Genomic DNA, 22,413 nt, shown 5'->3' on the forward strand with positions numbered 1-22,413 from the left:
TCAGTCCCGGTGAATGCGCTGCTTGAACGTACGGGCGATGGCCTGCACGCCAGGCTTGTATTCGGATTGCTCGACGGCGGCCAGCGCCAGTTCCAGCGCCTTGTCGGCGATCAACTGGTGCTGCTGGGCCATGGCGTTGACCGGCAACGGCAGGAAGTCCAGCAACTGCGTGTCACCGAAGGTGCCGAGACGCAGCGGCCGGGATTTGAGCGGGAAATCATGCAGCGCATCGAACACACCCTGCAGCAGCACGTAGGAGGTGGTCACCAGTGCGTCCGGCAAATGCCCCAGACGCTGCAGGAGTTCTTCCATCAACTGCTTGCCGCATTCACGGCTGAAGGACTCGGCGTGTTCGACCAGCACTTCGCCTTTGAAGTCGACGAGGGCCTGTTTGAACCCGGCTGCACGTTCCTGGCTGATGCTCAGTTCCGGGCGCGCGCCCAGCAGCACGATCTGCTTGGGCTGCGGGTCGAGCAGGCTCTGGGTCAGGTGCAGGCTGGCTTCGCGGTCATCGCTGATCACCGAGCAGAAATGCTCAGGCTCCATGACCCGGTCGATGGCGATGATCGGCAAGCCCTTGGCCTGCAACTGGCGGTAGCTGTCATCACCGGCCGGCAGGCAACTGGCAACGATCAGCGCATCGCAACGGCGGGCGCGGAACAGTTGCAGCAACTGGCGTTCGCTGTCCGGGGCATCATCGGAGCTGGCGATCAGCAACTGATAGCCGCGCGCACGTGCGCCTTGCTCCAGCAGTTTGGCGATTCGCGCGTAACTGGGGTTTTCCAGATCCGGCAGAATAAAGCCCAACGTGCGCGTGTGCCGACTGCGCAGTCCGGCCGCTTGCGGGTTGGGTGTGAAGCCGTGCTGTTCGACGACTGCACGCACCCGCTCGACCGTGGCGTTGCTGATGCGCTGCTGTTCGGCCTTGCCGTTGATGACGTAGCTGGCGGTGGTCACGGACACTCCGGCCAACCGCGCGATATCACTGAGTTTCAACCCGGTATTTCCTTGTTTTTTCGAGCTAGCCCCGACATTTTCGCCAATCCTACCCGATTAGGGCAGACGACTATTGTCGCAGCGCATCCGACAAGTTGGACTTCAAGGATGAGACATTATCGAGTAACGTGCCGATCAATCTAGATTAAACGTTTCAGCAAGCGTATTTTCTACGTTTTAGACGCCTTTGGCCGGTTCTGCCGTGAAACCGCCAAAACTGCCCCTGAAAAGGATGGCCCACAGCGCCTAAGCTGCAAACAATTCAAAACAATACCTGGCGTCATCAGGCGCCAAAAAGGAGATCGCATGCTCGAGCTCACTATAGAGCAGATATCCATGGGCCAGTCGGCTGTGGATAAACCCGCCGCCCTGCAATTGCTCGCCAATCATCTGGTGGCCGATGGTCTGGTTGCCGATGGCTACCTCGCCGGCTTGCAGGCCCGGGAAGCCCAGGGCTCGACCTTTCTCGGTCAAGGTATTGCCATCCCCCACGGCACTCCGGAAACCCGTGATCAGGTATTCGCCACCGGCGTGCGCCTGATGCAGTTTCCCGAGGGCGTGGATTGGGGGGATGGGCAGATCGTTTATCTGGCGATCGGCATCGCGGCCAAATCCGACGAACACCTGCGCCTGCTGCAACTGCTGACCCGCGCCCTCGGCGAGACCGATCTGGGCCAGGCCCTGCGTCGCGCCAGCTCCCCTGAGGCACTGCTGAAACTGCTGCAAGGCGCACCGCAGGAGTTGGCGCTCGATGCGCAGATGATTGGCCTCGGTGTGTCGGCTGACGATTTCGAAGAGCTGGTCTGGCGTGGCGCGCGTCTGTTGCGTCAGGCCGATTGTGTGAGCAACGGCTTTGCCGCTGTGTTGCAGCAAGTCGAAGCGTTGCCGTTGGGCGATGGCCTGTGGTGGCTGCACAGCGAGCAGACCGTGAAGCGTCCAGGCCTGGCGTTCGTCACCCCGGACAAACCGATGCGCTACCTCGGCCAGCCGCTCAGCGGTCTGTTCTGCCTGGCCAGTCTCGGTGAAGCGCATCAGGCGCTGCTCGAACGTCTGTGCGCGTTGCTGATTGAAGGTCGCGGCCATGAATTGGGCCGCGCCACCAGCAGCCGCAAAGTCCTCGAAGTGCTCGGCGGTGAACTGCCGGCCGACTGGCCGAGCGCCCGTATTGCACTGGCCAACGCGCACGGTCTGCACGCGCGCCCGGCGAAGATCCTCGCGCAACTGGCGAAGAGTTTTGACGGCGAAATTCGCCTGCGCATCGTCGACGGCCAGGACAGCGCCGTGTCGGTGAAGAGCCTGAGCAAGCTGCTCAGCCTCGGAGCCCGTCGTGGCCAGGTGCTGGAATTGATCGCCGAACCGAGCATCGCCGCCGACGCCTTGCCGGCCCTGCTGGCCGCTATCGAAGAAGGCCTCGGTGAAGAAGTCGAGCCGTTGCCAGCGGTGAGCCAGCCGCGCGAAGTCATTGCCGATATCGCTCAAGTGCTGATCGCACCGGCGTCTGGCGCTCAGTTGCAGGCGATCCCCGCGGCGCCGGGCATTGCCATCGGGCCTGCGCATATTCAGGTGCAGCAAACCCTCGATTATCCGTTGCGCGGCGAGTCCGCCGCCATCGAACGCGAGCGCCTCAAGCAAGCGCTGAGCGATGTGCGCAGCGACATTCAGGGTTTGATCGAACGCAGTAAAGCCAAAGCCATCCGCGAGATTTTCATCACCCATCAGGAAATGCTCGACGACCCGGAGCTCACCGACGAAGTCGACACTCGCCTCAAGCAGGGCGAGAGCGCCGAAGCCGCGTGGATGGCGGTGATCGAGGCAGCGGCCAGACAACAGGAATCGCTGCAGGACGCGTTGCTCGCTGAACGGGCGGCGGACCTGCGGGACATCGGTCGCCGGGTGCTGGCGCAGCTGTGTGGTGTGCAGACGCCGAGCGAACCGGAGCAACCGTACATTCTGGTGATGGACGAAGTCGGGCCATCGGACGTCGCACGGCTCGATCCGACGCGCGTGGCGGGGATTCTTACCGCTCGTGGTGGCGCCACGGCGCACAGTGCAATCGTCGCGCGTGCCCTCGGGATTCCGGCGCTGGTGGGCGCCGGCGCGGCGGTGCTGCTGCTGAAGTCGGGCACGCCGTTGCTGCTCGACGGCCAGCGCGGTCGCCTGCACGTCGACGCCGATGCCGCAACCCTGCAACGCGCTGCTGAAGAGCGCGACACCCGCGAGCAACGCCTCAAGGCTGCCGCCGAACAACGTCATCAACCGGCGCACACCACAGACGGTCATGCCGTGGAAGTGTTCGCCAACATCGGTGAAAGCGCCGGTGTCACCGCTGCGGTAGAGCAGGGCGCCGAAGGCATTGGTCTGCTGCGCACCGAACTGATTTTCATGGCTCACCCGCAGGCGCCGGACGAAGCGACTCAAGAAGCCGAATACCGCCGCGTCCTTGACGGCCTCGCCGGGCGGCCGCTGGTGGTGCGTACGCTGGATGTCGGCGGCGACAAGCCGCTGCCGTATTGGCCGATCGCCAAGGAAGAAAACCCGTTCCTCGGTGTGCGCGGCATTCGCCTCACGTTGCAGCGTCCGCAGATCATGGAAGCGCAACTGCGCGCCTTGCTGCGTTCGGCGGACAACCGTCCATTGCGCATCATGTTTCCCATGGTCGGCAGCGTTGAAGAGTGGCGTCAGGCCCGCGACATGACCGAGCGTCTGCGTGTGGAAATTCCGGTCGCTGATCTGCAACTGGGGATCATGATCGAAGTGCCTTCCGCCGCGTTGCTGGCGCCGGTACTGGCCAAGGAAGTCGACTTCTTCAGCGTCGGTACCAACGACCTGACCCAATACACCCTGGCCATCGACCGGGGGCACCCGACGCTCTCGGCTCAGGCCGATGGCCTGCACCCGGCGGTGCTGCAACTGATCGACATCACCGTGCGCGCCGCGCATGCCCATGGCAAATGGGTCGGCGTGTGCGGCGAACTGGCGGCGGACCCGCTGGCAGTGCCGGTGCTGATCGGCCTCGGCGTCGATGAGCTGAGTGTGTCCGGGCGCAGCATCGCCGAGGTCAAGGCACGCATCCGCGAACTCAGCCTGACCCAGGCGCAAACCCTTGCTCAACAAGCCCTCACCGTGGGCAGCGCGAACGAAGTGCGTGCATTAGTGGAGGCCCTGTAATGGCCAAGATTCTCACCCTGACCCTCAACCCGGCGCTGGACCTCACGGTCGAGCTGTCACGTCTGGAGGCCGGTCAGGTCAACCGCAGCGACGAGATGCACACCCATGCCGCCGGCAAGGGCGTGAACGTTGCGCAGGTGCTGGCTGACCTCGGGCATCAACTGACGGTCAGCGGCTTTCTCGGCGAAGACAATCTGCAGGCGTTCGAAACCCTGTTCGCCCGGCGCGGCTTTGTCGACGCGTTCATCCGTGTGCCGGGGGAGACGCGCAGCAACATCAAAGTCGCCGAGCGCGACGGCCGCATCACCGACATCAACGGCCCGGGGCCGGTGGTCAACGCGGCGGCGCAGCAAGCGTTGCTTGAGCGTCTGGTGCAGATTGCACCGGGGCATGACGCGGTGGTGGTCGCCGGCAGTTTGCCGCGTGGCGTCACGGCGCAGTGGTTGCGCGAACTGATCGAACGGCTGAACGGGCTCGGCATGAAAGTCGCCCTCGACAGCAGCGGTGAAGCCTTGCGCGCAGCCATTGAAGCGCGCCCGTGGCTGATCAAGCCGAACACCGAAGAACTCGCCGATGCGCTCGATTGCGATGTGGTTTCGCACGCCGCCGAAGCACAGGCAGCGGCGTGCCTGCATGCCAAGGGTATCGAGCATGTGGTGATTTCCCACGGCGCTGACGGTGTGAACTGGTTCAGCGTCGGTTCGGCGCTGCATGCCACGCCGCCCAAGGTCACGGTTGCCAGTACGGTGGGTGCCGGTGACTCGTTGCTGGCCGGCATGCTTCACGGTTTGCTCAGCGCCGACACGCCCGAGCAAACCTTGCGCAGCGCCACGGCGATTGCCGCGATGGCGGTGACGCAGATTGGTTTCGGCATCAACGACGCCGCGCAACTGGCGCAGCTCGAACAGGGCGTACGCGTGCGTCCCCTGACAGAACAATAAGAGGGTTTGTCATGAAGTTAGCCATTGTCACGGCCTGCCCGAACGGCATGGTCACCAGTGTGCTGTGCGCCCGTCTGCTCGACGCCGCGGCTCAGCGTCAGGGCTGGAGCACCAGCGTCGAGGTGGTGGATGCGGCGCACCCGGAACGTGAACTGTCAGCCGCCACCATCGCCGCGGCGGAGTGGGTGTTGCTGGTGACCACCGGCGACGTCAACATGACGCGTTTTGTCGGCAAACGGGTGTTCCGTATTGCCCCGGCGCAGGCGCTGCAGGACATCGACGCTGTGCTGCGCCGTGGTGCCGAAGAGGCGCAAGTATACGTTGCCACCAACGCCGCCCCGGCAGCCGCTGCGCAACGTGCGCCGCGCATCGTTGCGATCACTGCGTGCCCGACCGGTGTCGCCCACACCTTCATGGCCGCCGAAGCGTTGCAGCAAACCGCCAAGCGTCTGGGCTATGAACTGCACGTCGAAACCCAAGGCTCGGTCGGCGCGAAAACCCCGCTCAGCGCGACGGCGATTGCCGAGGCCGATGTGGTGTTGCTGGCGGCGGATATCGAAGTCGCCACCGAACGTTTCGCCGGCAAGAAAATCTATCGCTGCGGCACCAGCATTGCGTTGAAGCAGTCTGAAGCGACGCTGAAAAAAGCCCTCGCCGACGCTCAGGTGGAGAGCGCGGCGAATGACGGCAAGGCGCCGGCCAGGCAAGAGAAAACCGGGGTCTACAAACACCTGCTGACCGGGGTGTCGTTCATGCTGCCGATGGTGGTGGCCGGTGGTTTGATGATCGCGTTGTCGTTCGTCTTCGGCATTACCGCGTTCAAGGAAGAGGGCACGCTGGCGGCGGCGCTGATGCAGATCGGCGGCGAGACTGCGTTCAAGCTGATGGTGCCGTTGTTGGCCGGTTACATTGCCTACTCGATTGCGGACCGTCCGGGCCTGGCGCCGGGGATGATCGGCGGCTTGCTCGCGAGCACGTTGGGCGCCGGCTTCATCGGCGGTATCGTCGCCGGGTTTATCGCCGGGTATGCGGCCAGGCTGATCAGTCGTTACGTGGCATTGCCGCAGAGCCTCGAAGCGCTGAAACCGATCCTGATCATCCCGTTGTTCGCCAGCCTGATCACCGGGCTGGTGATGATTTACGTGGTGGGCAAACCGGTCGCCGGCATGCTCGCGGCGCTCACACATTTCCTCGACAGCATGGGCACCACTAACGCGATCCTGCTCGGCGTGTTGCTCGGCGGCATGATGTGCGTCGACCTCGGCGGGCCGATCAACAAGGCAGCGTATGCGTTCTCGGTGGGGCTACTGGCGTCGCAGAGTTACGCGCCGATGGCCGCGACCATGGCCGCCGGGATGGTGCCGCCGATCGGGCTGGGCATCGCCACCTTCATCGCCCGGCGCAAGTTCGCCCAGACCGAGCGCGAGGCCGGTAAAGCGGCGCTGGTGCTGGGACTGTGCTTCATCTCCGAAGGGGCGATTCCGTTTGCCGCCAAAGACCCGTTGCGGGTGATCCCGGCGAGCATCGCCGGTGGTGCGTTGACCGGGGCGTTGTCGATGTACTTCGGCTGCAAACTGATGGCGCCACACGGTGGTCTGTTTGTGCTGGCGATTCCGAATGCGATCAATCATGCGTTGTTGTATCTGCTGGCGATTGTGGCGGGGAGTCTGTTGACGGCGGTGGTTTACGCGACAGTCAAACGCCCGGAAGCCGTGGAACTGGCGATGGAACCTGCCAAAGCCTGACACAGATCCTCTGTGGGAGCGGGCTTGCTCGCGAAAGCGGTATGTCAGTCAAAGAAATATCGACTGACACGACGCCTTCGCGAGCAAGCCCGCTCCCACAGGGGGAGGTGTTGTCATGCCGGATTCATCATCCCGTGCTTAAGTTTTCCTTTTTTCAGGGAGAACACCATGAGCGATTTCAATCCGGGTCGGCGGCGCGTCATGCAAGTGGTCGGTGCCGGTCTGTTGATGCCGGGGCTGGCGCCGGCGGTGATCGCGTCGGTCAAGGATCGACCACAACTGACTGACGGCGTGCAGTCCGGCGACCTGCAAGGTGACCGCGCGATGATCTGGAGCCGCAGCGACCGCCCTGCGCGGATGGTGGTCGAGTGGGACACCCGCAGCCAGTTTCGCCACCCGCGCCGTGTGGTCTCGCCACTGGCCGATGCGCACACGGATTTCACCGCACGGGTTGAACTCACTGGGCTGCCCGCCGATCAGGCGATTTTCTATCGGGTGTATTTCAAGGACGCACAAACCGGCGTCGCCAGCGAACCGTGGCTCGGTCACTTGCGCAGCGCACCGACCGCGCGGCGCAACATCCGCTTTGTGTGGAGCGGTGACACCGTTGGCCAGGGCTTCGGCATCAACCCGGACATCGGCGGCATGCGCATCTACGAATCCATGCGCCTGCGCCTGCCGGACTTCTTTATCCACAGCGGCGACACCATCTACGCTGACGGCCCGGTGCCGGCGCAGTTGACCACCGAAGGTGATCGCGTGTGGCGCAACCTCACCACCGAAGCCAAGAGCAAAGTCGCCCAGACGCTGGACGACTATCGCGGCAACTACCGCTACAACCTGATGGACGAAAACATCCGCCGCTTCAACGCCGAAGTGCCGCAGATCTGGCAGTGGGACGACCACGAAGTGGTCAACAACTGGTCGCCGGGCAAACAACTCGACGAGCGTTATCAGGAAAAAGATATCCACACCCTGGTTGGCCGTGCGCGCAAAGCCTGGCTCGAATATTCGCCAATGCGCCTGCAGGCGGCCGACGGTGGCGGGCGGATTTATCGCAAGCTCAGCTATGGGCCGATGCTCGACGTATTCGTGCTCGACATGCGCAGCTATCGCGGCGCCAATGACGACAATCTCGGCGCGGCGAAACCGTTCCTGGGGCGTGCGCAACTGGATTGGCTCAAGCGTGGGCTGAAGCACTCCAAGGCGCAGTGGAAGGTCATCGCCGCCGACATGCCGATCGGCCTCGGTGTGCCGGACGGTGAAGTCAGTCCGGGCGTGGCGCGTTGGGAAGCAGTGGCCAACGGCGATCCCGGCCCGGCTCAGGGGCGTGAACTGGAAGTTGCCGAGCTGCTCGGTTTTCTGCGGGCGCAGCAAGTGCGCAATTTCGTGTTCCTCACCGCCGACGTGCATTACTGCGCGGCGCATCACTACCACCCGGACCGTGCGGCGTTTCAGGATTTCGAACCGTTCTGGGAGTTTGTCGCCGGGCCGTTGAATGCCGGGAGCTTCGGCCCCAATCCGCTGGACAAGACCTTTGGCCCGGAAGTGGTGTTCCAGAAGGCACCGCCCACCCAGAACGCCTCACCGTTTGCCGGCTTTCAGTTTTTTGGCGAGGTGAATATTGAGGGGCAGAGCGGGGAGATGAGCGTGGTGTTGCGGGATTTGAATGGGGTGAGCGTGTTTGAACAGAAGTTGCAACCGGTGTGATTTAACCGGCACTGCAACTTCCTTGTGGGAGCGGGCTTGCTCGCGAAGACGTCGTGTCAGTCGACATCGACTCCGCTGACACACCGCGTTCGCGAGCAAGCCCGCTCCCACAGGAGGGTGAGTAATCTCAGTAAACGTCGCGGCGGTAGCGGCCCTGTTCGATCAGGCGTTCGACTTCGGCGGCGCCGAGGATGTCGTTGAGCACCTGATCCACGCCGGCGGCCATGCCCTGAAGGCTACCGCAGATGTAGATCACCGCACCGTCGGCCAGCCATTGCCTCAGCTCGTCAGCGGATTCGCGCAGGCGATCCTGCACGTAAATCTTCTGCGCCTGATCCCGTGAAAACGCCAGGTCCAGTCGGGCCAGATCGCCATTGATCAACCACTCTTCCAGCTCTGCCCGGCAGAGGAAGTCGTGTTGACGATTACGTTCACCGAACAGCAGCCAGTGGCGCTGCTGGCCGTCGGCGATGCGCGCCTTGAGCAGGCTGCGCAACCCGGCAAGACCGGTGCCGTTACCCAGCAGAATCATCGGCACCGGTTGGTTCGGCAGGTGGAAGCCACTGTTGCGGCGCACGCGCAGGCTGATGCTGCCGCCGACCGGGGCATGCTCGGTCAGCCAGCCGGAACCGATGCCCAGGCTGCCATCGCTGTGTTGTTCCTGACGCACGATCAGCTCCAGCACTCCGTCAGCGGCGATCGACGCAATCGAGTACTCGCGCATCGCCAGCGGCACCATCGCATCGACCAGCGCCTGCGCGTGCAGGCCGACCAGATGGGCGCGGTGCTCCGGCAACTGACGCGAGGCGAGGGCGACTTCCAGCGGCTCTTCGAGGCCGTTGATCTTCACGCTGGTTTCGCCACGAATGCCGAGGCCGTCGAGGAAATGCTCGACCGCCCATGCGCAATTGCGCGGCAGTACTTCCACCAGATCGCCGGCCAGCCAGCTGCTGGTGCTCGGTGCGCTCAGGCCCAACAGGTAAACCGGCGAACCACTGCTGTCGGGGTTCAGCCGTTCGCGGCGCACCAACGTCCAGTTTTCGTAACTCGGCGCTTGCCAGGTGTCGACTGGCGTTTGCCCGGTGAGCAGCCCGAGTTGAGTCTGCCAGTGACGCAGGGCATACGGGTCGCCGCTGTCGACTTCGACCGGGGCGAACAGGGTCTTGCCGCCGTGCTCGCTCAACCATTGATGCAGGCGTCGGGCGAAGCCGCAGAAGTGCGAATACTGACGGTCACCCAGACCCAGTACCGCGTAGTTCAGGCCATCGAGGCTCGCGGCGTTGCGCAGGACTTTGCGTTCGAAGCCGCGAGCGCTGTCCGGTGCTTCACCGTCGCCGAAGGTGCTGACCACGAACAGCGCGTTGTTCGATTCACACAGATCCTGCGCGCTGACATCCGCCAATGGCTGCACCTTGACCGGCAACCCGGCGGCCTGCAATTGTCCGGCAGTCTGCCACGCCAGTTGCTCGGCGAAACCGCTCTGGCTGGCGAAACCGATCAGCCATCCAGGTGCATTGCCAGCCGGTTGTTCGAGGCCTTTGCGCGCGTCCTGAATCTGCTTTTTCTTGCGCCGACGATCCAGATACAGCAACCAGCCGGTGATGAAAAACAGCGGCATGCACAAGGCGGCGAGGGTGACGATGATCCGTCCGGCGAGCCCGAAATAGCTGCCGACGTGCAGCGCGTAAATGCTGGTCAGCAACTGCGCCTTGAAGCTCTTGTCGGCGTAGCGGTCGACGCGTTTGACGATGCCGGTGACCGGGTCGAGGGTGATCTGGTTCAAGGCGCGCTCATGCGGTGAGCTGTCGAGCAGGTAGAACACGGTCGCCGGTTGCCCGGCCACTGGCGGCATACGGATGTTGTAGGCCGACAGGCCCGGGCCGGCCGCGCTGTAGATGCTGCTCCACATTGCCGCGTAGTCGGCGGTTGGTGCCGGGCCTTCCGGCGCCGGGCCGCGACCGCCGCGCACCCGCTCGTTTTGCGGCGCATCGGAAAGCAGTTTGGTCAGGCCTTTGTTGTACCACTCGTACGACCAGGACAACCCGGTCAATGCCAGCAGCAGATACACCAGCAGGCACCAGGTGCCGGCCACCGAGTGCAAATCCCAGTTGAAGCTGCGGCCCTTTTTCTTCCAGTCGAGGGTCAGCCACACGCGCCAGCTGTTCCACTGTCGCGGCCAGCGCAGGTACAGCCCGGAGAGGCAGAAGAACAACAGGGTCAGGGTGCACGCGCCGGTGATGTTGCGCCCGGTATCGCCCATGGCGAGGAAGCGGTGCAGTTGCAACATCAGGCCGAAGAAATCCTGGCCTACGGCGTCGCCCATGAACTCGCCGGTGTACGGATCGAAATAGCGCATCTCCCCACGGCGCTCGCCTTTGGGCGGGGTGAAGTAGACGCGCGCAGCATTGCCGCTGTCAGTCTCGACCCAGAGCATCGAGACCTTTTTGCCGGAGGTTGCTTCGATGTGCTCTACCAGCTCGACTGGAGGCAGGACGCCGGCGACCTGTTTTTCCACCTGCAATACCGACGGGTTCAGCGCCCGCAGAATTTCGTCCTGAAACGAATAGGCGGCACCGGTAATGCCCATCAGGGCCAGCACCAGCCCGGCAGTGATGCCAAAAAACCAGTGCAGCTGGAACAGGGTTTTCTTCAACACGTCGCTCGCCTTGTCCGTTCGAAAATATGTCATCACGGCGCGCATTATGCCGTGGGTTGTCGAGAGCTTCTTTGATTACGCACAAAGGCCCCGTTCAAATGAATGAACGGGGCCATGATCTCGCGGCGCATGCCTTTGTAGGAGTGAGCCTGCTCGCGATAGCGGTGGATCAGTCAATCCATTCGCTGGTTGACACGACCTCATCGCGAGCAGGCTCACTCCTACAGGTTCTCGCACATTTACAACATCGGTCAGAAGTGGAAGTTGGTGCTCAACAGCGCCGTACGGCCCGCCGCCTGATTGGCGAAGTGGGTCGCGAAGGCTTTGTCGTAGTAGGTTTCGTTGGTCAGGTTCTGCACGTTGAGTTGCAGGTCGACGTTCTTGGTCAGCTTGTAGGCCGCCATGGCGTCGTAACGCACATACGAGTCGACCATGGTGGTGTTGGCCACGCTGCCGAACACGTCATCGACATAGAACGCACCGCCACCGATGGTCAGCTTTGGCGTGACCTGGTAGGTGGTCCACAGGCTGGCGCTGTTTTTCGGCGTGTTAGGCAGCTCGTTGCCGTTGTTGGCTTTGTTGGCCGGCAGGTCACCACCGTCCACTTGCTCGCTGTCCATGTAGGCGTAACCGGCGAACACCTGCCACTTGTCGGTGAGCTTGCCGCTGGCCGACAGCTCGATACCTTGCACGCGGGTCTTGCCGACGTTTTCGTACGAGGTGGTATCGACTTGAACGCGCGCGTTGTCTTTCTCGGTGCGGAAGATGTCGGCGGTCAGCGACAGGCGATCATTGAGCAAATCCCACTTGGTACCGATTTCGTAGTTTTTGGTGGTTTCCGGCTCCATGTCGCTGCTCAGCAGGTTGCCGCTGCGATCGGTGGTGCCGCCCAACGGGTTGCCGTCCATGCCTTCACCCAGGGTGCTGCCCGGTGGTGTGGCGGAGGTGGCATACGAGGCGTAGATGCTGCCGTTTGGCGCCGGCTTGTAGACCACGCCGAACTGGCCGGTGACGAACTCGCTGGTGTCCTTGCCCTTCGATTCAATACCTTTGGTCACGACGGTCGCGCCGGAGCCATCGTAGGTACGGTATTTGGTGTCGAAGTGGTCATAGCGCAGGCCCATGTTCACCAGCCACTGATCGGACAACTCCAGGGTGTCGAACGCATACAGGGCGTAGGTATTGGCCTTGGTGTCGGTACCGGCGTAGTTGCGCGAGATTGCGCCGTTCCACGGGTCACCCGGGTTCGGATTCGACAGCGAAGTGCAGTTGTAGCCGCTGGACGCGCCGATCATCGACGGGGTGCAGTTGCTGCTGGAGTTGCCAGCCGAGCGCGGCGTCGTGTCAGTGTTGACGTTGTACGAAGATTTCTTGCTTTCCTCGTAGGTGTATTCGACACCTGTGGAGAAGCTGTTCTTGAAGCCGGCGACGTAGAAGTTGCCGAACAGGTCAGTCTGGTTGGTGGTGGTCTCGGTGTTGCTCACTCGAGTATTCGCACGACGCCAGACGCTGCCGTTGTTGACGTTACCCTTGCTGTCGTCCGGCTGGGTCAGGATGTAGTCCTGCATGCTGGTGCCGTGGCGCAGGGTGTTCTTGATGGTCAGCGAGTCGCTCAGGTCGTGCTCGATGGCGAAGGTCGCGGTGTCGGTGCGGCCCTTGCGGAAGTCGCGACCGTCCAGTCCATAGAAGTTGCTGTGATCGCCACCCGAGTACGGTTTGTCCGGGTTGGACTTGGTGCGTGCAGCCGAACCACCGGCCGGAATGGTGTACGGAATGCCCGAGTCCGGGGTGTCGTTGCTTTCGAGATGGTAGTAATCGAGATTGACGCGGGTGTCGGTGCCAAGGCCGAACGCCAGGGACGGGGCGATACCCCAGCGGTCATAGTCGACGCTGTCACGCCCGGCGACGTTGCTCTCGTGGCTCATCAGGTTCAGACGGCCGGCAGCGGTGTCGCTGAACTGGTAGTTGCCGTCCAGGGTGTAGCGCTGAGTCTGGTCGGAGCCCCAGGTGAAGCCGCCGTCGAAGGAGTTGCCCAGGTGCGCTTTCTTGCTCACCAGGTTGATGCTGCCACCGGCCGCGCCGCGACCGCCGATAGCCGAGTTCGGGCCTTTGCTGACTTCGATGTTTTCTACGGCGAAGATTTCGCGGCTCTGCGAACCGGTGTCACGCACGCCGTCGAGGTAGGTGTCGCCCTGGGCGTCGAAACCACGGATGAACGGACGGTCACCCTGCGGGTTGCCACCTTCACCGGCGCCAAAAGTGATGCCCGGTACGGTGCGCAGCGCGTCCTGCATGTTCAGGGCGCCAGTGTCTTTCAAAACTTGTTGCGGGATCACGGTCACCGAGCGCGGTGTGTCGACCAGCGGTGCGGTGTACTTGGGCGAGGAGGCTTTTTCGACCTGATAGGACGTCGAGTCCTGGGCTTGGCCGGTGATGGCGGTAGCGTCCAGGGCGATGGCATTGCCGGAGGCTTTGCTGTCGGTCTTCTCGGCGGCGAACACCATCTGGCCAGCGGAACCGGCGGTGATTGCCACACCGATGGCGGAAGCGAGCAGACGTGGTGAACTGACCGGTAATTGTGCGTGTTGACGTGCCATTTTTATTCCCTCCCCAAGGATTTGAGGGGGCGGAATATAGGGTAAACAGGTATTCGTATCAATTGCGAAACATTGCTATCCGTACTGAATTTACATTCTTTACAATTTAACCTTACGGTTTTTGCCAGTTCATTCGTCTAGCGGGTTTTACACAGCCAATAAGAATCAATACCATTGCCGCCTCTTTGCCATCAGGTGACTTCGACATGCTGCTGCACATCCCCGCTCTGTTCGCGAAAGACGAAGTGCGGCGCATCCGCGAGGCTCTGGAACAGGCCGACTGGGCCGATGGCAAGATCACGGCCGGGTTTCAATCGGCCAAGGCCAAGCACAACCTGCAGTTGCCGGAAGGCCATCCACTGGCCAAGGAAATCGGTGCTGCGATGCTCGAACGGCTGTGGAAAAACCCGCAGTTCATGTCCGCTGCACTGCCGCACAAAGTGTTCCCGCCGTTACTCAACTGCTACACGGCCGGTGGCAGTTTCGACTTTCACATCGACAATGCGGTGCGCCAGCCCAAGGGCAGTATCGAGCGGGTGCGCACCGATCTGTCGGCCACGCTGTTTTTCAGCGAGCCTGCGGATTACGACGGTGGCGAGCTGGAAATCCAGGACACCTTTGGCACCCAGCGAGTGAAGCTGCCCGCCGGCGACATGGTGCTGTACCCGGGCAGCAGCCTGCACAAGGTCAACGCCGTCACCCGCGGTGCGCGCTATGCGTCGTTCTTCTGGACGCAAAGCCTGGTACGCGAAGACAGCCAGCGTGCGCTGCTGTTCGAAATGGACGGGGCGATCCAGCAACTGACGCAAGACATGCCCGATCACCCGTCGCTGATCCGCCTCACCGGCACCTATCACAATCTGTTGCGGCGCTGGGTCGAGGTATGAGTTACCAACTGCGGCGCGAAGAAGTGCTCGACGGCACGCAGCTCAGCGCCATGCTCGAAGAAAGCCCGGCCCGTGCCGCGCAGGCGATTCTGCTCGCGGCCGGCCAGGGCATTGTCGAAGCGCAGGCGCTGCTCGGACAAATTCTGCTCGACGGCCGCGGCATCGCCCAGGATCTGCCGCTGGCGCTGCGCTGGTTCGGCATCGCTGCCGGGCAAGGGCATCTGATGGCGCGCAATATGCTCGGCCGTTGTCATGAACATGGATGGGGTTGTGTGGCGGATGCCACGATTGCCGCGCAGCATTATCGAATCGCTGCGGACAGCGGGTTTGACTGGTCGATGTACAACCTGGCGAATCTGTTGGCCACCGGACGCGGTGTGTCTGAGGACCAGGCTCAGGCACTTGCTCTGTATCGGCGCGCCGCTGAAGTCGGGCACGCCAAATCGATGAATCTGCTCGGCCGTTATCTGGAAGAGGGGCGGGCGTGCCCGATGGATCGGACCGCGGCGCACGACTGGTATCGACGGTCGGCTGAGGGCGGGGACTTTCGCGGGCAGTTCAGTCATGCAGCAATCCTGGCCGAAACGGGGCGAATCGAAGAAGCATTGCAATGGCTTGCCAAGGCGCTGGTGATCGGCAATGTGAAGTTCTTGCAGGTCAGCAGCGAGTCGCTGCTCGCGTCCCCGCACCGGCAGATACGCGCCATGGGCGCCGAGTACCATCAGCGACTGTCTGCCCTCGGCGGCGAGGTTCCTGCCCTTCATTGGCAATGAAGGGCAGGGGCAGCGATCAGCCTCGTAACCAGCGTCCCTGCAGTGGGATCAGGTAATTGCGCAACGCCTGGCTGTGTTCAAGCATTCGCTCGCCACACAGCAGGACGTCTTCGTTCGGTGTAGCCCTGACTGCGCCGAGGAACGCTGACAGTGCATCGGTCAATTTTCCGGTTTCGCTGACATACGCTTGCTGGTGTGGCACGACCTTCTGCGTATCGTTCAACTGACGGCTCTTGTCGTCGTTGTCCTGCCGTTGTTTTGCCAGGGAAGCCACGCGCTCCTCGCGCTGAGCAAGGCGCATCTGGATGATTTGTCGCGCCCGGATCAGGTCCTTGTATTTGATCAACTCGTTGGCTTCGTCCAGAAACTTGTTGGCGACAATCAGTCCTGCTTCCAGTGCCGCGGCTTCAGGGGTTTTTGGCTTGTTGCCAATCATCGCCTTCAGTTGTTCGAACAAAGGCTTGATTCGATCTATGAATGTCAGTTTTTCAAACTGTGTAATCGCCAGATTCAGAACCGCTTCGTCGTCTTTCAGTTGAGCCAGCGGGATGTTCTCGGCGCTGTATTCCCGATCCAGAGTTATTTTAGCGGTGGCCAGTTCTTCGAGCCTGAAGCGGTTGTTGCTGATGGTGATGCTCTGCACACCGAACACGTCGTTATGCAGCGACAAGTGCAGCCTGGTCATTTGTTCGGTGCACAACTTGATCAGTTGCGTGACGATTTTCGAATACCGCTCGCGTGCGTTTTCAACCTGACCGTTCGACGCATCTACTTTCAGACTGGCCAGGGCTTGCAGGTTTTCACTCAGGTCGTCGGCATCCAGGGCTGTAATTGCCGAGTTGATGGTGTTGGCCACCGTTAGATCCAAGTCACTGACGGCAGCATTCAGACTGATCAATTCATCGCTCAGGGCTTTGATATAGAGATTGGCGGAGCCGATGATCGCTTGATAACGAATCGCCTCGCGACTTTCTTTTATACGGCCGAGGTCCGGCTGAGCATAGTTGGCGTTTGCCATGGTAAATTTCTCTCGAATGAAGGGGGTTATTAATTGAATGCGCTGATAAGTTGGTTCGAGTTGTTCTGGACAGTTTTCCAGTTTTTAAGAACAACCTTGAAGCTGGAAACAAAACTTCTGAGGCTCAGGAATTCGGTCATGCCCATGACTTTATTTTCCGAGGCGCTGATGTAGTCCGTGATGGAGATCCAGAGCGTCTCCAGTTGCGAGGTACTCTGGAGAGCGCCCTCTACATAGATCGACATGCTGCTCAATCCGGCCTGAAACTCCATGAGCGTGCCGGCGAGAATGCTTTTCTGCTTGACCTGCTCAGTCAACAAATCTCGTTGATCAATCAGTGGGCGTAAATGTATTGCTTGTTGACGTTCCAGGTGCTGGTACCAAACCGATCCAACGCCGTTGTGAATACTGATAAACCCAAGGAAATGCTCGAAAAAATTGGGATTGGTCTCCCTGGTCTTTTCATCGATACGTTGCTGAGCGAGATCGATGGAGACATTCAGCTCGGTAAGCTGTCGATTGATTTGTTCATCATTGGCCAACTTAAGTTTTGCGCCAAGCTTGGTGGAAACCTTGTCGTTGAGATCAGTCCTAAAGTATTTAAGCCGCTCGCTGACGTCCTGGCTGCTGAGTTTTTTCTCGCCGATCGATCGTGCGATGAACGCCAGCGATTCCTGGATGGAGCCGAAGCGGCTCTTCTCGGTCTTGCCGATCTCCAGTGGCGGGAGACTGTTTATTTCCTCCTCGGTCAGCGAGTCGATAGTGCCCAGATAATTTATGTAGCCCGGCATCGTCACGATCGCATCGATGATGTCCTGACCGAAACTTTCCAGATCTTCCGAGAAAGTTGCGAGGCTACCGGCCACACGCTTCATCGAATATTCGATTTCTGTCCAGGCGCTGGCATTGTTAATAATTGTGTGATTGAGCTCGACTATATCAAATAGCTCAAGGCCGATAATTCCGGTGTGTTTTGTTTTTAATTGTTTTTCTACATCCTCTATGCTGCGCGGCAATGATTTGGCGGAGGTGATATAGTTTTTTATTTTTCGGATGTCGTCTTTGGTGATAAGCGGATTTGGACTCGGTTGCACTTTCAGTTCCTTTGGGGTTGTGTTTGAGTCCTTAGGTTAAAACTATTCATGCTTTCGGGTATATGTGTTGAGTGTGACTTGTTGTTGTTTATTATTTGTTATTTTTTGGAATGTTTTGAATGAAAGGCTTGCGTGTATTTTCTTTTTGTATTTAGTGGCTTGATGTGGCTGTTTATTGCAGTAAGTTGGCGGGTGACGTTGATTGATTCGCGCCCGGGATGATCATGTAGATAAATAATCGTGGCGCAAATAAAAAAGGCCCATGGAAACATGGGCCTTTTTTCAATCGGTGCGGGTTACACGTAATACGATTTCAGCGGCGGGAAGCCATTGAACTCCACGGCGCTGTAACTGGTGGTGTAGGCACCGGTCGACAGCCAGTACAGACGATCACCGATCGCCAGGTTCAGTGGCAGGCCGTACTTGTAGTTTTCGTACATGATGTCGGCGCTGTCGCAGGTTGGGCCGGCGATCACCACTTCTTCCATCTCGCCTTTCTTCTCGGTCCAGATCGGGAACTTGATCGCTTCGTCCATGGTTTCGATCAGGCCGGAGAACTTGCCCACATCGGTGTACACCCAACGCTCGACGGCGGTGCGCGATTTACGTGCAACCAGTACCACTTCGCTGACCAGGATGCCGGCGTTGGCGATCAGCGAACGGCCCGGTTCCAGAATGATTTCCGGCAGGTCATCACCGAAGTCTTCTTTCAGGAAACGGATGATTTCTTCGGCGTAGGTTTCCAGGCTGTTGGTGCGGGTGATGTAGTTGGCCGGGAAGCCGCCGCCCATGTTGATCAGCTTCAGGTGAATGCCGTCTTCTTCTTTCAGGCGTTCGAAGATCACTTTGACCTTGGCGATCGCCGCGTCCCAGACGCTGATATCGCGCTGCTGCGAGCCCACGTGGAACGAGATGCCGTACGGCACCAGGCCGAGGTCGCGAGCGAGGATCAGCAGGTCCATGGCCATGTCGGTCTGGCAACCGAACTTGCGCGACAGTGGCCAGTCGGCGGTGGTCGAACCTTCGGTGAGGATGCGTACATAGACTTTGGAACCCGGCGCCGCCTTGGCGATGTTGCGCAGGTCGGCTTCGGAGTCGGTGGAGAACAGACGCACGCCCTTCTCGTAGAAGTAGCGGATGTCCTTGGATTTCTTGATGGTGTTGCCGTAGCTGATACGGTCGGCGCTGACGCCGCGATCCATCACTTTGTCCAGCTCATAGATGGAGGCGATGTCGAAGCTCGAACCTTTCTCTTTGAGCAGGTCGATGATCTCGACGGCCGGGTTGGCCTTGACCGCGTAGTAGACCTTGGCGAATTCGAAACCGGCGCGCAGGTCATCGTAGGCCTGGGCGATCATCGCGGTGTCGATCACCACGAACGGGGTTTCCTGTTTGTCGGCAAACGCCTTCATTTTGTCGAATGTAGCGCGCGCGAAATAGTCTTCGACCTGGATCGACATACTTGGGACTCCTAGTGGCAAACGTCGTTAATCAATGGGTGCAAATGAACGTCCTCCGTATCCCCACTTTGGTTCGCCTACTTCCCAAGGCATGTCGCCGAAAGCAAAAAGGCCATGGGAAATGTAGCTTTCTTTCCCTTGGCCTTGCTGTCTCGTCGTCAGTACTTGAGCCGGATGGATCGTTTCCAGCATGGACGTTCGGCGCGAACTTTAGGACGTGAGGGGCCTGAGATCAACTAAAAATGTCGCGTTTTTGCACGCTTCTGACGTGCGTCGCGGATATCACTCTTTGTAGCCGACCGAGATGACGGGCAGATGTTCCCAGAGATTTTTAAAGTGTTAAAAATACCTGCACGTTCGCGGCTTTTGCCGGCTAACTCGTGGGTAAGTGTGATGGCATCAACATCGGCGACGTTGGCGGCGAGACGAGGGTGTGAGGGGGATTTTGGCTGTTTGGGAAGGTCTGTTTGCAGAGGTTCTGCGGACGCTGCTGTTGAGATTTTTTTCCGCCCTGCGAATGACCATAAAATTACACAATTCCTGTGGGAGCGAGCCTGCTCGCGAAAGCATTCTCACAGCCAGCATCATTGCTGACTGATATTGCGCATTCGCGAGCAGGCTCGCTCCCACGGTTTTGCGTTTTTACGCGACCACGGCCTCAGCCGGCGAGACGATATTGGTCTTCATCCCGCGCGAACGCCCCGAACTCAGATAAGCCGCAATCGATTCCTGCGTCACCTCGCCGAGGAACACCCGCTCGGCATCCATCACCGGCAGCCACGAACGATTGAACTCGTACATGCGCGACAGCAGGATGCGCAAATGCTCGTCGTACGCCGCCGTGGCGTTGAATTCGCGCAGGAATTGCGCACAAGTCCCGGTCTGACGGTGCAGGTCGCGACGACGCACGTAACCCAGCGCCTTGTTCTCGGCGCAGGTAACCACCACGTAGCGGCGGTCATGCTCGTCCATCAACTCCAGCGCATCGGCCACCGGGGTGTCCGGATTGACCGATGGCGCGTTGTCGGCGGCGTCTTCGGCTTTCACCAGCAGCAGGCGTTTGAGGGTGCTGTCCTGGCCAACGAAGTTGCTGACAAAGTCGTCCGCCGGATGCGCGAGCAGGGTGTCGGGGTGGTCGATCTGCAACAGTTTGCCGGCGCGGAAAATCGCGATCTTGTCGCCCAGCTTGATCGCTTCGTCGATGTCGTGGCTGACCATGATCACGGTCTTGTTCAGCGCGCGCTGCATCTCGAAGAATTCGTTCTGGATCATCTCGCGGTTGATCGGATCGACCGCGCCGAACGGCTCATCCATCAACAATAGCGGCGCATCCGCCGCCAGTGCGCGAATCACGCCGATGCGCTGTTGCTGGCCGCCGGACAGTTCACGCGGGTAGCGGTGCAGATACTGCTTGGGTTCCAGTTTGATCATGCTCATCAATTCGCGAGCACGGTCGTGGCACTTCTGTTTGTCCCAGCCGAGCAGTTTCGGCACGACGACGATGTTCTCTTCGATGGTCATGTTGGGGAACAGACCGATCTGCTGGATCACGTAGCCGATGTTGCGGCGCAGGGTCACTTCGTCGAGATCAGTGGTGTCTTCGCCGTTGATGAGGATCTTGCCCGAAGTCGGTTTGATCAGGCGGTTGATCATTTTCAGCGTGGTGCTTTTGCCGCAACCCGATGGCCCGAGGAACACACAGATTTCGCCTTCATTGACGGTCAGGCTTACCGAGTCCACGGCTTTGACATCTTTGCCGTTGCTTTGGAAAGTTTTGCTGAGGTTTTGAAGTTCGATCATTTGAGGAGTCCTTTTGGAGTCAGCGTACGTTGCAGCCACTGCAGGAGAAGGTCGGCGAAGATCGCCAGAAGACTGACCAGCAGCGCGCCGACGATGAGCATCGACATGTCGCTGCGGCTGATGGAGGCGAGGATCAGCACGCCGAGGCCGCCGGCGCCGATGGTCGCGGCGATGGTCATTACGCCGATGTTCATCACCACGGCGGTGCGCACGCCAGCGAGGATCACTGGCACCGCAATCGGCAACTCCACCATGCGCAGGCGCTGGCCGAAGGTCATGCCAATACCGCGTGCGGCTTCACGGATGCCCGGTTCGACGCCGGTCAGGGCGAGGTAGGTGTTGCGCATGATCGGCAGCAGCGAATAGAGGAACACTGCGGTGATCGCCGGCATCGGCCCCAGGCCCTGGCCGAACTTTGAATAGAACGGCAGCAGCAGGCCGAACAGCGCAATCGACGGCACGGTCAGCAGCACCGTGGCGCTGGCCTGCAAAGGCCCGGCGAGGGCCGGAAACCGGGTCATCAGAATGCCCAGCGGCACACCGATGAGGATCGCCAGCGTCACTGCGATGCCGACCAGGGTGATGTGCTGCCAGGTCAGGTGCATCACCTGTTGCCAGTCGAGGTGGGAAAAGGCGTTCAGAAATTCCATGACTTTTCCTCCTTAGTTGAGTGGATGCTGACGCAGGAAATCGGCGGCCACTTTCGATGGGCTCTCATGATCAACATCGACCCGGGCGTTGAGCTGGCGCATGGTTTCGTCGTCGAACAGTCCGGCCAGCGGTTTGAGTTGCTCGGCCAGTTGCGGGTGCGCATCCAGATACGCCTGACGCACCACCGGCGCGGCGGTGTAGTCGGGGAAGTAGTGCTTGTCGTCGTCGAGCAGTTTCAGGCCGAAGGCGTTGAGACGACCGTCAGTGGTGTAGACCAGACCGGCAAACACCTGGCCGTTGCGCAGCGCGGTGTAGACCAGCCCCGCGTCCATCTGGCGGATGTTCTTGCGGGTCAGGTTCATGCCGTAGAGATCGACCATGCCGACCAGCCCGTCAGAGCGGTTGGCGAACTCGGTGTCCAAAGCCACCAGATGATTGGTCTTGGCCTCGGCGCGCAGGACTTCGTTCAACTGGCTGATGTTGGTGATCTGCGGATATTCCTCGGCGACGTTTTTCGGCAGCGCGAGGGCGTAGGTATTGCTGAATTTCGACGGGGTCAGCCAGACCAGGCCTTTTTTCGCGTCGAGTTGTTTGACTCGGGCGTAGGACTGTTCGCTGTCGAGTTTTTCGGTGACATGGTTGTAGGCCACCAGCGATACGCCGGTGTATTCCCAGAGCATGTCCAGTTGCCCGCTTTCGTGGGCGCTGCGGGCAAGGTTGCTGCCCAGCCCGCCGGTGATCTGCGCGTCGTAGCCTTTGCTGCGCAGGTATTGCGCGGTGATTTCCGCGAGCAGGGTCTGCTCGGTGAACACCCGGGCGCCGAGGCGGATCACGGGCTTCTCGGCGGCTTGCGCCAATCCTGCAAACAGCAGGACGCAGCCTAGGATCAAGCTAAGTCGTTTCATATTCATTCCTTC

The 22,413-nt window shown here is 60.5% G+C and carries 15 protein-coding genes; 6 read left to right on the forward strand and 9 right to left on the reverse strand.

The genetic code is table 11. From position 1 onward, the window contains the following. Positions 1-996, reverse strand: coding sequence for a catabolite repressor/activator (gene cra / locus AC0J41_RS02270; RefSeq protein WP_025110441.1), 996 nt, complete (start codon positions 994-996; stop codon positions 1-3). A gap of 306 nt (positions 997-1,302) precedes the next feature. Between cra and ptsP the strand changes: the two genes are divergently transcribed. The 4 genes from ptsP (at position 1,303) to AC0J41_RS02290 (ending at position 8,560) form a co-directional block, all read left to right on the forward strand. Next, positions 1,303-4,164 (forward strand): phosphoenolpyruvate--protein phosphotransferase, encoded by a 2,862-nt coding sequence (gene ptsP / locus AC0J41_RS02275; protein ID WP_473014454.1) that lies wholly within the window; start codon positions 1,303-1,305, stop codon positions 4,162-4,164. Next, complete coding sequence (gene pfkB, locus AC0J41_RS02280; protein ID WP_473014455.1) at positions 4,164-5,105, forward strand: 1-phosphofructokinase; 942 nt, start codon at positions 4,164-4,166, stop codon at positions 5,103-5,105. The genes ptsP and pfkB overlap by 1 nt, the downstream gene beginning before the upstream one ends. A gap of 11 nt (positions 5,106-5,116) precedes the next feature. Further along, positions 5,117-6,850, forward strand: coding sequence for a PTS fructose-like transporter subunit IIB (locus AC0J41_RS02285; protein WP_473014456.1), 1,734 nt, complete (start codon positions 5,117-5,119; stop codon positions 6,848-6,850). 168 nt (positions 6,851-7,018) lie between these two features. Next, a complete protein-coding gene (locus tag AC0J41_RS02290; RefSeq protein ID WP_473014457.1) occupies positions 7,019-8,560 on the forward strand; it encodes an alkaline phosphatase D family protein in 1,542 nt (513 codons plus the stop codon). Positions 8,561-8,687: 127 nt separating this feature from the next. On the opposite strand, the gene AC0J41_RS02295 is transcribed toward AC0J41_RS02290, so the two are convergent. Both AC0J41_RS02295 and AC0J41_RS02300 read right to left on the reverse strand, forming a co-directional pair. Next, positions 8,688-11,216, reverse strand: a complete 2,529-nt coding sequence (locus tag AC0J41_RS02295; protein ID WP_473014458.1) for a PepSY domain-containing protein — start codon at positions 11,214-11,216, stop codon at positions 8,688-8,690. A gap of 251 nt (positions 11,217-11,467) precedes the next feature. Continuing rightward, the gene (locus tag AC0J41_RS02300; RefSeq protein ID WP_473014459.1) at positions 11,468-13,813 is read right to left on the reverse strand and encodes a TonB-dependent receptor; all 2,346 of its coding nucleotides are present in this window, start codon (positions 13,811-13,813) and stop codon (positions 11,468-11,470) included. 206 nt (positions 13,814-14,019) lie between these two features. Between AC0J41_RS02300 and AC0J41_RS02305 the strand changes: the two genes are divergently transcribed. Both AC0J41_RS02305 and AC0J41_RS02310 read left to right on the forward strand, forming a co-directional pair. Further along, complete coding sequence (locus AC0J41_RS02305) at positions 14,020-14,700, forward strand: Fe2+-dependent dioxygenase (protein ID WP_473014460.1); 681 nt, start codon at positions 14,020-14,022, stop codon at positions 14,698-14,700. Continuing rightward, positions 14,697-15,473 (forward strand): tetratricopeptide repeat protein, encoded by a 777-nt coding sequence (locus AC0J41_RS02310; RefSeq protein WP_473014461.1) that lies wholly within the window; start codon positions 14,697-14,699, stop codon positions 15,471-15,473. Before AC0J41_RS02305 ends, AC0J41_RS02310 begins: the two co-directional genes overlap by 4 nt. A 16-nt stretch (positions 15,474-15,489) precedes the next feature. Here AC0J41_RS02310 and AC0J41_RS02315 read toward each other — a convergent pair whose 3' ends face one another. The 6 genes from AC0J41_RS02315 to AC0J41_RS02340 form a co-directional block, all read right to left on the reverse strand. Further along, complete coding sequence (locus AC0J41_RS02315) at positions 15,490-16,491, reverse strand: alpha-xenorhabdolysin family binary toxin subunit B (protein ID WP_473014462.1); 1,002 nt, start codon at positions 16,489-16,491, stop codon at positions 15,490-15,492. A 29-nt stretch (positions 16,492-16,520) separates the two neighbouring features. Further along, positions 16,521-17,585, reverse strand: a complete 1,065-nt coding sequence (locus AC0J41_RS02320) for an alpha-xenorhabdolysin family binary toxin subunit A (RefSeq protein WP_473014463.1) — start codon at positions 17,583-17,585, stop codon at positions 16,521-16,523. A 296-nt stretch (positions 17,586-17,881) separates the two neighbouring features. Beyond that, the gene (locus AC0J41_RS02325; RefSeq protein ID WP_025110430.1) at positions 17,882-19,045 is read right to left on the reverse strand and encodes a type III PLP-dependent enzyme; all 1,164 of its coding nucleotides are present in this window, start codon (positions 19,043-19,045) and stop codon (positions 17,882-17,884) included. 642 nt (positions 19,046-19,687) lie between these two features. Continuing rightward, entirely contained in the window at positions 19,688-20,845 is a 1,158-nt protein-coding gene (locus AC0J41_RS02330; protein WP_473014464.1) for an osmoprotectant ABC transporter ATP-binding protein OsmV, read from the reverse strand. Beyond that, complete coding sequence (locus AC0J41_RS02335) at positions 20,842-21,495, reverse strand: ABC transporter permease (RefSeq protein WP_025110428.1); 654 nt, start codon at positions 21,493-21,495, stop codon at positions 20,842-20,844. The genes AC0J41_RS02330 and AC0J41_RS02335 overlap by 4 nt, the downstream gene beginning before the upstream one ends. Before the next feature lie 12 nt (positions 21,496-21,507). Then, entirely contained in the window at positions 21,508-22,401 is an 894-nt protein-coding gene (locus tag AC0J41_RS02340; RefSeq protein ID WP_473014465.1) for a glycine betaine ABC transporter substrate-binding protein, read from the reverse strand. Positions 22,402-22,413 lie beyond the last annotated feature (12 nt).

The sequence above is a fragment of the Pseudomonas sp. Arb-4-2C genome (assembly GCF_055755015.1).

Bases quoted from the DNA above. Each gene is read 5' to 3' on its own strand.
- AC0J41_RS02335 (WP_025110428.1), bottom strand. From the start codon at position 21,495: ATGGAATTTCTGAACGCCTTTTCCCACCTCGACTGGCAACAGGTGATG.
- AC0J41_RS02305 (WP_473014460.1), top strand. From the start codon at position 14,020: ATGCTGCTGCACATCCCCGCTCTGTTCGCGAAAGACGAAGTGCGGCGC.
- AC0J41_RS02315 (WP_473014462.1), bottom strand. From the start codon at position 16,491: ATGGCAAACGCCAACTATGCTCAGCCGGACCTCGGCCGTATAAAAGAA.
- ptsP (WP_473014454.1), top strand. From the start codon at position 1,303: ATGCTCGAGCTCACTATAGAGCAGATATCCATGGGCCAGTCGGCTGTG.
- AC0J41_RS02285 (WP_473014456.1), top strand. From the start codon at position 5,117: ATGAAGTTAGCCATTGTCACGGCCTGCCCGAACGGCATGGTCACCAGT.
- AC0J41_RS02330 (WP_473014464.1), bottom strand. From the start codon at position 20,845: ATGATCGAACTTCAAAACCTCAGCAAAACTTTCCAAAGCAACGGCAAA.
- AC0J41_RS02340 (WP_473014465.1), bottom strand. From the start codon at position 22,401: ATGAAACGACTTAGCTTGATCCTAGGCTGCGTCCTGCTGTTTGCAGGA.
- AC0J41_RS02300 (WP_473014459.1), bottom strand. From the start codon at position 13,813: ATGGCACGTCAACACGCACAATTACCGGTCAGTTCACCACGTCTGCTC.
- AC0J41_RS02290 (WP_473014457.1), top strand. From the start codon at position 7,019: ATGAGCGATTTCAATCCGGGTCGGCGGCGCGTCATGCAAGTGGTCGGT.
- AC0J41_RS02310 (WP_473014461.1), top strand. From the start codon at position 14,697: ATGAGTTACCAACTGCGGCGCGAAGAAGTGCTCGACGGCACGCAGCTC.
- pfkB (WP_473014455.1), top strand. From the start codon at position 4,164: ATGGCCAAGATTCTCACCCTGACCCTCAACCCGGCGCTGGACCTCACG.
- AC0J41_RS02325 (WP_025110430.1), bottom strand. From the start codon at position 19,045: ATGTCGATCCAGGTCGAAGACTATTTCGCGCGCGCTACATTCGACAAA.